This window comes from Cryobacterium sp. 10I1 (assembly GCF_035019805.1).
GTDB classification, from domain to species: domain Bacteria; phylum Actinomycetota; class Actinomycetes; order Actinomycetales; family Microbacteriaceae; genus Cryobacterium; species Cryobacterium glucosi.
This window is the reverse complement of sequence record NZ_JASJVF010000141.1, coordinates 1-8,940: the sequence shown is the minus strand read 5'-3', so window position 1 is coordinate 8,940 and position 8,940 is coordinate 1. Positions and strand designations below refer to the sequence as shown.

The window sequence follows — 8,940 nt, the reverse complement described above, 5'->3', positions numbered from 1 at the left end:
CGATGAGACCGCCGGTCACGCCGATGATCAGGGCGATGACGAGGGCGAGCAGGGCACCGGCGAGGCTGAACCGGCCGCGGGCTCGGTGACGAGGTCGAAGGCGATCGCGAGCGCGTATGCGGTGTGCGCATCCGACATCATCCGCCCGGCCGGCGTCACATACTCGGCGAGGAATGCCGTGCGGATGTCCGTGCCGAGCCGCGCATACCGGGCGGCGTCTTCGGTGTGGCCGAGTTCGACGGCGGCAGCCGCAAGCCGAGCCGTGGACCGGAAGAAGTACGCCGTGGCCACGATATCCGGGTCGGTTTTCGCCGCGGCCGGGTTCTCCGGCGGGGCGCTCGGGTCGAGCCAGTCGCCGAACTGGAACCCGCCGGTCCAGAGGTGGTTCGCCCCGGCGAGCCGGTCGATCGCGTCGACCCAGGCCCGCATGCTCGGGTACTGCGCGGCGAGGTCCCGGGCACTACCGAAGCGCTCGAACAGCGCGTCCGGCACGAGGGTCGCGGCGTCGCCCCACGCGGCGGCGGGCATCGGCGGCATCGGAAGCGGGTTCGGCACCACGAACGGCACCACCCCGCCCGCCCGCGCCTGGTCGGCGGCGACGTCGCGCAGCCACGAGCCGAGGAAGCCGGACACGTCGTAGAGATAACTCGCGGTCGGCGCGAAGACCTGGATGTCCCCGGTTCAACCGAGGCGCTCGTCGCGCTGCGGGCAGTCGGTGGGCAGGCTCAGGAAATTCCCGCGCATGCCCCAGACCACGTTCTCGTGCAGCTGATTGAGTTGGGGGTTGCTCGTCTCGAGGTGGCCGGTGCGTTCGAGGTCGTTGTGCACGACAACGGCATGGATATCCCCGAGCTTCGGCCCCGAGGTGCCGGGCCAGTTCGTGATCTCCGCATAGCGAAAACCGTGGAAGGTGAAGCGCGGGCTCCAGGTGCGCGGGCCGCCGCCGTTGCCAGTGAAGCGGTCCGTCGCCCGGGCGAAGCGCAGGGGCCGCACGCCGAGTTCGCCGTGCTCGAGCACCTCGGCGTGGCGCAGGGTGATCGTGTGCCCCGCCGGCGCGTCGATCGTGATCGACAAACAGCCGACGAGGTTCTGCCCGAAGTCGACGAGGGTAGCTCCGGACGGGCTCGTGAAGATGCGCCCGGCGGCCCGGGTCTCGATCCGGCGCACCGGGGGAGCGAAGGAAGGGAAGACGCGCGCGGGGTCCGCCGCGTCCTCCGGCAGCACGAGGACGGCGAGCGGATGCGGGAACGACGTCCCCGGGACCGTGAGCGCGAGGTCCTCGGCGCGGGCGTCGTAGTCCTCGCCCTGGTAGATCCCTGCGCTCGTGACCGGGCCGTCCGTCGTCGCGGTCCATGACGTATCCGTCGCCACGGTGTCGATGCGCCCGTCGGCATATTCCAGCCGGAGCTGGAGGGCGAGCGCCTTCGGTCCGGGATAGCTCTGCGCGAAGTTGCCGTCGAAGCCGAAACGTTCGCCGTACCAGCCGTCGGCCACGGTCGCTCCGACCACGTTCGGGCCGCCCGCGTGCACGAGACCGGTGACGTCGAAGGTCTGGCAGGCCAGCCGGTCCGCGTAACTCGTCCAGCCGGGCGTGAGGACCTCGTCGCCGACGATGCGCCCGTTCAGCACGGCCTCGTAGACGCCGTGCGCCGTCGCGGAGAGGGTCGCGCGGACGAGGCCGTCCCGGCTCTCGAAGTCGGTGCGGAACCGCACGGTGCCGCGGTCGGCAGCATCGAGGTCTGCCGCGGTGGACGGGCCGGTCGTGACAGCGGCGTCGGGCGCCGGGTCGGCTCCCTCGACGGTGGTGCAGGCCGCGATGAACGCGCCCACCCAGTCCGCGGCGCCGAGCGGACCCGTCTCGAGGGACAGCCACGGGGAGAAGTCGCTCGTCAGGCCATCCGCGCCCGTGACACGCACCCGCACCTCGCCGCTCGAATACGCGGGCAGCGGATCTGCCGGCCACGCCCGGTGCTGCGACTCCCCGGAGGCCACCCGGGCACTCAGCACGCGGGAGCCGACCCGGGTTTCGAGTTCGTAGGACTCCTGCAGCCAGCCAGGGGCATCCGTCTCGACCTGCCAGGAGAGCGCCGGGCTGCCCGTGGCGAGGAACCGCGGCCGGCCGCGTCCTTCGGCGCGCAGCGAGGAGATCGAGAGTGCGGTCCGAGGGCTGTCTGGCATGGTCTCTCCGTTGAGATGGCGGGTGCACGGGCGTGCAGGGTCGATCGGTACTAAAACCTTATAGTTGTTTGGTATTCGGTGCTAGCGCGGGTCGTCGATCCGGGCGCCGTGAGAGCTGTGCACTGAGTCGTTATGTGTCGTCTCGAGACGTCCCGCATCGCGCGCACTTGGTAGCGTGAGCGCCACGCAGTACATGGTCGCAGGGGGCGCCGGTGACCATCCATCCGAGAGATCCCATGACGACTTCCCGCTTTGACGACATCACCCGCGAGCAACTGAGCCGGCCCGACAGCCGGAAGTGGAGCCTGCACGCCGGCACCATCGGCGCGTGGGTCGCAGAGATGGACTTCGGAACGGCCCCCGTGGTCACCGAGGCGCTGCACCGCGCGATCGATGACGGCGACCTCGGCTACCTGGCTCCCGCGACCACGCGGCGGATGGCCGAGGCCGCCTCGGAGTGGCTCCGCACCGATTGCGGCTGGGCGATCGCCCCGGAGAACATCCACCCGGTCTCCGACGTGATGGCCGCCCTCGAGGTCGCGATCACCAAGTACTCCCCGGCCGGGAGCGGCGTCATCATCCCGACGCCCGCCTACATGCCGTTCCTCTCCTTCATTCCGACACTCGGCCGAGAGGTCTTCGAGGTGCCCGGCATCGACTCGGACGGGCGCTGGACGCACGACCTCGCCGGGATCGAGGCGGCCTTCCACGCCGGCGCGCGCACCCTCATCCTCTGTAATCCGCACAACCCGACCGGGACGGCGATCTCCCGCGAGGAACTCGAGGCCATCGCGCAGATCGTCGACCGGCACAACGGCCGGGTCTTCGCCGACGAGATCCACTCGCCGCTCCGCTACGGGTCCACGCCGCACGTGGCGTACGCCTCCCTCTCGACCGTGACCGCGCGGCACACGATCACCGCGACCTCAGCGTCGAAGGCCTGGAACATCCCCGGGCTCAAAGCCGCGCAGCTCATCACGTCCAACCCAGCCGACGAGGAGCTCTACCAGATCTTCGGTTTCGCGGTGCTGCACGGGGCGTCGACGCCCGGGGTCATCGCGGCCACTGCGGCCTACCGGCACGGTCGGGAGTGGCTCACCGAGGTCACCGGCTACCTCGACGGCAACCGACGCGAGCTCGGGCGGCTCCTGGCGGAGCACCTGCCCGAGGTCGGCTATCGCATCCCCGAGGCGACGTACATCGCCTGGCTCGACTGTCGGCGGCTCGGTATCGAGGGGTCGCTCGCCGACTTCTTCCGCACAGAGGCGGGTGTTGCGGTGACCGACGGAGCGCAGTGCGGGAAGGGATATGACGAGTACGTCCGGCTGATCTTCGCCATGCCCCTGCCGATCATCGAGCAGGCCGTGTTGCAGATGCGGGATGCCGTCCTGCGGCATACCGCACAGCGCCAGAACGTGCACAGCAACAACGCAAGGACAGGAACACCGTGACCCACCAGGCCGACATCGAACCCACCCTCGAGGACACCGCGCCAGGGCACAGCGTCACAGGGAACACCGCCACGGGGCACACCGTCGCCGCACCGGAGTACGACTGGGACGGCTACGCCTTCGACACCCGCCAGGTGCACGCCGGCGAGACCGAAGACCGCTCCAACGGGGCCAGGATCCAGCCGATCGCGATGACGGCCGGCTACCGTTTCGACTCCTACGACGATGCCGCCGGACGCTTCTCCGGTGAGGGAGACGGCCTGATCTACTCCCGGCAGCGCAACCCCTCGGGAACCGTCGCCGAGAAACGGATCGCCTCCCTCGAGGGCGGCACCGAGGCCATCGTCGTCTCCTCCGGCCAGGCCGCGATCACCGCCGCGCTGCTCGCGCTCGCCGGCTCCGGCGAACGGATCGTCTCGACTGCGAGCATCTACAGCGGCACACGGGTGCTGTTCGGCCGCAGTTTCAAACGCTTCGGCGTCAGCGTCCACTACGTCTGGGACGAAGCCGACGACGAAGAGTGGGACCGCCAGATCACCCCGGACACCAAGGCGATCTTCACCGAGACCATCCCGAACCCCAAGAACGACATCGTCGACATCGCCCGGGTCGCGCGGGTCGCCCGCCGGCACGGGATCCCGCTCGTCGTCGACAACACGATCGCCTCGCCCTTCCTGATCCGGCCATTCGAGCACGGCGCCGACATCGTCGTGCACTCCTCGACGAAGTTCCTGAGCGGCCACGGCGCCGCCCTGTCCGGCACCATCGTCGACGGCGGCCGCTTCGACTGGGCCGCCTCCACGCGCTCCTACCCACTGCTCACCGACCCGGTGCGCCCGGGCCGGCCTTCGATCCTCGACCAGTACGGCCCCACCGCGTATGCACGGATGACCCGCGAGGCCGTCGTGAACGACATCGGTCCCGCACTCTCCCCGTTCAACTCCTTCCTGCTGCACCAGGGCATCGAGACCCTGTCCCTCCGCATGGAACGACACCTCTCGAATTCGCTCGCGATCGCGGAATGGCTCGAGGGACATCCGCGCGTCGACAGCGTCGACTACGCCGGCCTGCCCGGGAGCCCGTACTACGAGCTCGCCGATCGGCTCTACGGCGGCCGCAGCGGCTCGGTGTTCTCGGTCACGGTCCGCGGCGGCACCGCCGGAGCCCGCCGGTTCCTCGACGGGCTCCGGGTGATCAGCCGGATGACCAACATCGGCGACGTGCGCTCGATGGCGCTGCACCCCGCGACGACGACCCACTCCTCGTTCACCCCGGAGCTCCGCGAGCGCCTCGGCATCGCGCCCGGCCTGATCCGGCTGTCGATCGGCATCGAGGACCCGACCGACCTGATCGCCGACCTCGACCGGGCCCTCTCCGCGCTCTAGCGGCACGTGACTAGGCTCGGAGGATGACCGAGACAATTCGCTGGGGAATCCTGGCCACAGGCGGCATCGCCCACGCATTCACGAGTGACCTCATCCTGGCCGGGCACACCGTCCAGGCCGTCGGCTCCCGGTCCCAGGCGGGGGCGGATGCCTTCGCGACCGAGTTCGGGATCCCCACGGCCCACGGAAGCTACGAGGCCCTCGCCGCGGACCCCGAGGTCGACATCGTCTATGTGTCGACCCCGCATCCGTTTCACGCCGCCAACGCGACGCTCGCCCTGAACAACGGCAAGCACGTGCTGATCGAGAAGCCGATCACCCTCAACGCGCGCGAGGCGAGGGAGATCACCGAACTCGCCGCGGAGAAGGGCCTGCTCGTGCTCGAGGGGATGTGGACCCGGTTCCTGCCGCACATGCGGCGAATCAGGGAGATCATCGCAGCGGGCACCCTCGGCGACGTGCACACCCTGATCGCCGACCACACCCAGGATCTCCCCGACGACCCCGGGCACCGGCTCAACTCGATGCAACTCGGCGGCGGTGCGCTCCTCGACCTCGGCGTGTACCCGATCACCTTCGCCTCCGAGCTCTTCGGCACGCCGGAGACCATCCTCGCCGCGGCGACCTTCAAGGCGACGGGAGCGGACGCCCAGGTCGCGACGACCTTCCGCTACCCCGGCGGCCAGATCGCCGTCACGCTCTCGGCGAGCGACACGGCCGGGACGAACACGGCCGTGATCCTGGGCACGCTCGGCCGGATCGAGATCGACGCGGTCTGGTACTCGCCGACGAGTTTCCGGGTGCTGAACAGCAGCGGCGAGGTGCTCGAATCGTACGTGTCTGCCGTGAACGGCCGCGGGATGCAATTCCAGGCGGTCGAAGCCGAGCGGGTCATCCGCGCCGGCCTCACCGAGAGCGACCTGCTCCCGGTCGCGGAGATGGTGAGCATCATGGAGACCCTCGACACAGTCCGGGAACGGATCGGACTGCGCTACCCGGGTGAATAGGCCGCTGACCAGCCGACGCTGGTGCTTCAGGCACGGTAGCCTGACCTCACAGGCAACCGCGACCCGGGGATGACCCCCGGCCGGACGGTACGGCAATCGAGAGCTCGGATCCAATGGAATTGCTGGTGCGGGAGGATCGCAGGCGAGGTGCGGCCACGCCACGGTCGGATGCCTGGCTCGTCTGGTCACTCATCGTGCTGTTGGCGGCGTCGGCGGTCCAGACCCTCGTCGCGGGTGTCGCAGGCGTCCGGACCCCGGTCGGCGACATCGTGGGGGCGCTGTCCTTCTCCGCGCCCGTCGTTCTCTGCTGGATATCGGTCCATCGTGCCGCGGCGCGCCGGACCGAGTTGGTCCTAACTGCCCTGGCCCTGAGCGCCTATTCCCTGTCGGGCATCCTCTTCTCCCTGGCCTACCTGGTTTTCGCGGGCGTTGCCTCCGACTCGCTGGCGATCCTTGCGACCGCGCTCTTCTTCTCGTTCTACCCGCTGGTGCTCGCGGCCCTCGCCGTCCTGGTCCACCGGCAGAAGGGGCGGCTGTCCTGGGGTGTGACTCTCGACAGCACCGTCGGCGCCCTCGGCGCGGCATCCCTCGTCGTCGTCCTCCTCGGCCCGAGCATCGACCGGGCATTCGGGAGGCCGTTCTCGCTCGACTCGTTCGTCGCCGCCGCGAATCCCCTCCTGGACATCCTTGTTCTCGCCGCCCTCGCCGGTGTCGGCGCCTCACGGTCGATCAGTGCCGGGCGCAACGTGCTCATGCTGGTCGCGGGGGTGCTTCTCTTCGCCGCCGCCGACATCGGCTTCTCCCTCACCGGGATGACCATCGAGGGCAGTTACTCGACGGCGTCGCCGTTCGACCTCGGCTGGATCGCGGGCCTCGCACTGATGGCCCTGTGGGCGCACCGCTCGGCCAGGCCCGTGCCGCCGGCGCCGGCCGTCCGCGACACGGCCGTGATGCGCTGGGCGCTCTCCCTCGCTGTCCTGGCTACGACCGCGGGACTCGTCGTCCTCCTGATCGCGAGCGAGATCGAGGTCTCCCCGCTCGCCATCTCCCTCGCGGCAGGGGCCGTGGTCCTCTCCGCAGCCCGCACGACGCTCGCGTTCCGTGAACTGCGGCGGATGGGCGACATGCGCAGGCAGGCCAGGACGGACGACCTCACCGGGCTGCCCAACCGGCGCGCCCTCTACTCCGAGGTGCCGTTGAGCCTCACCTCCGGTGCCAACCGGGCCCTGCTGCTCCTCGACCTGGACCGCTTCAAAGAGGTCAACGACAGCCTCGGGCACGATGTCGGGGACGAACTGCTTGTGCAGGTCGGGACTCGCCTCACGAGCCATGTCCGGGGGACCGACCTCGTCGCCCGGCTCGGCGGCGATGAATTCGCGATCCTGCTCGCCGACGCCGGGGAGGCGGAGGCCGTGATCGTGGCGGGGACGCTCAGGGAGGCCCTCGCCCGGCCGTACCTGCTCGAAGGAATCACCCTGCAGACCACGGTCAGCATCGGCATCGCCCTCTATCCCGGCCAGGCCCTCGACCTGACCGGCCTGCTCCGCAAAGCCGACATGGCCATGTACAAGGCGAAGGCAAGCCGCAGCGGTCACCGGGTCTACGACACGAGCGACGACAGCCACGGCGCCGCCCGGCTGCGCACCCTCCAGGAGCTGCGCGTGGCCCTGGCCGAGCGGCAGCTGGAGCTCTACTACCAGCCCAAGGTCGACCTCGCGACCGGGGCCGTGCGCGGCGTCGAGTCGCTCGTGCGCTGGAACCACCCGGTGCGCGGACTCGTCCAGCCCGGTGACTTCCTGAGCATCGTCGAAGAGGCCGGTCTGATGAACGCGATGACCGAACAGGTGCTCGACATGGCCCTCGACCAGGCCGCTGTCTGGCACTCCCGCGGTGCCGACCTGACCGTCGCCGTCAACCTGACGGCGAGCGCGCTCGTCGACGCGGAACTGCCGGAGCGGACCGCGGCGATGCTCGCGGACCGCGGCCTGCCGGCCTCCGCCCTCATCCTCGAGATCACCGAGGAATTCCTGCTCGAGGACCGCGCCCGGACCACCGCGATCCTGACCCGGCTGCGGGCGGGGGGCATCCGCATCGCCATCGACGACTTCGGGACGGGATACAGCTCGCTCGCGTACCTGCGCGACCTGCCGGTCGACGAACTCAAGCTCGACCGGTCGATCGTGTCGCCGATGAAGGACGACCCGCGCGCGGCCGCCCTCGTCTCCTCGACGATCGAACTGGCGCACAGCCTCGGGCTCACGATGGTGGCCGAGGGTGTCGAGGACGCCCAGGTCTACGCTGACCTGGCCCGGTACGGCTGCGACGAGGCCCAGGGCTTCCACATGTCCCGGCCGATGCCAGCCGGCGAACTCGACAGGTGGCTCGCAGAACGTCGACTCGCCCTCACGGCGTCACCGTGACGGCCGTCGTGACGCCGCGCCGCCAGGGCCTGGACCGCTGGATGCTCTGGGCGCTCTGGCTGATCATCGCGGCGCACGTGGCGAGCCTCGTGCTGCGGGCACCGGCGGACTACGTCTCCTCCCCGTTCATCCTGCTCGGGGTGCTCGCCGCCGCCGCGCCCCTCATCGTCTGCTGGGTGGCGGTCGCGCGCACCCGGTCGAATCGACTGCAGGCCAGGCTCGCCGCCTCGGCCGTGACCGTGTTCGTGATCGGCAACGGCTTCTTCGCGGCCGCCGACCTGCCGGCCGGGGACTGGGTGCCGGTGCTGGCCGCCCTCGCCCAGCTCTGCTACCTCGCCTTCTACCCGCTGATGCTCGTCGCCCTGTTCACCCTCGTGCGGCACCAGTTGCGGAGCCTTTCCCTCGCGATCGCGCTGGACTGCGTCGTCGGCGCGTGCGTCGGACGGCGTCACGATACGACGCGCCATCACGGCGGCCAGCACGCTCACTCCCGCCACCA

General features: G+C 70.1%; 5 protein-coding genes and 1 pseudogene. 5 read left to right on the top strand and 1 reads right to left on the bottom strand.

Going from position 1 to position 8,940, the window contains the following annotated elements; all coding sequences use genetic code 11:
• Nucleotides 1–27: 27 nt before the first annotated feature.
• Nucleotides 28–2,178: pseudogene (locus QN345_RS12360) on the bottom strand (family 78 glycoside hydrolase catalytic domain).
• Nucleotides 2,179–2,414: 236 nt separating this feature from the next.
• Here QN345_RS12360 and QN345_RS12355 point away from each other — a divergent pair.
• From QN345_RS12355 to QN345_RS12335, 5 genes are all read left to right on the top strand, one after another.
• A complete protein-coding gene (locus tag QN345_RS12355; RefSeq protein ID WP_322189377.1) occupies nt 2,415–3,629 on the top strand; it encodes a MalY/PatB family protein in 1,215 nt (404 codons plus the stop codon).
• A gap of 134 nt (nt 3,630–3,763) precedes the next feature.
• Nucleotides 3,764–5,014, top strand: a complete 1,251-nt coding sequence (locus tag QN345_RS12350; protein WP_416173121.1) for an O-acetylhomoserine aminocarboxypropyltransferase/cysteine synthase family protein — start codon at nt 3,764–3,766, stop codon at nt 5,012–5,014.
• A gap of 23 nt (nt 5,015–5,037) precedes the next feature.
• Nucleotides 5,038–6,021 (top strand): Gfo/Idh/MocA family protein, encoded by a 984-nt coding sequence (locus QN345_RS12345; RefSeq protein WP_134447076.1) that lies wholly within the window; start codon nt 5,038–5,040, stop codon nt 6,019–6,021.
• Between the two features lie 125 nt (nt 6,022–6,146).
• Nucleotides 6,147–8,441, top strand: a complete 2,295-nt coding sequence (locus QN345_RS12340) for a putative bifunctional diguanylate cyclase/phosphodiesterase (protein WP_322189381.1) — start codon at nt 6,147–6,149, stop codon at nt 8,439–8,441.
• The coding region (locus QN345_RS12335) for a hypothetical protein (RefSeq protein WP_323508694.1) at nt 8,438–8,940 on the top strand (503 nt) is incomplete at its 3' end. The genes QN345_RS12340 and QN345_RS12335, both read left to right, overlap by 4 nt.

Coding starts and splice junctions, on each gene's coding strand:
- QN345_RS12355 (WP_322189377.1), top strand. CDS start 2,415: ATGACGACTTCCCGCTTTGACGACATCACCCGCGAGCAACTGAGCCGG.
- QN345_RS12345 (WP_134447076.1), top strand. CDS start 5,038: ATGACCGAGACAATTCGCTGGGGAATCCTGGCCACAGGCGGCATCGCC.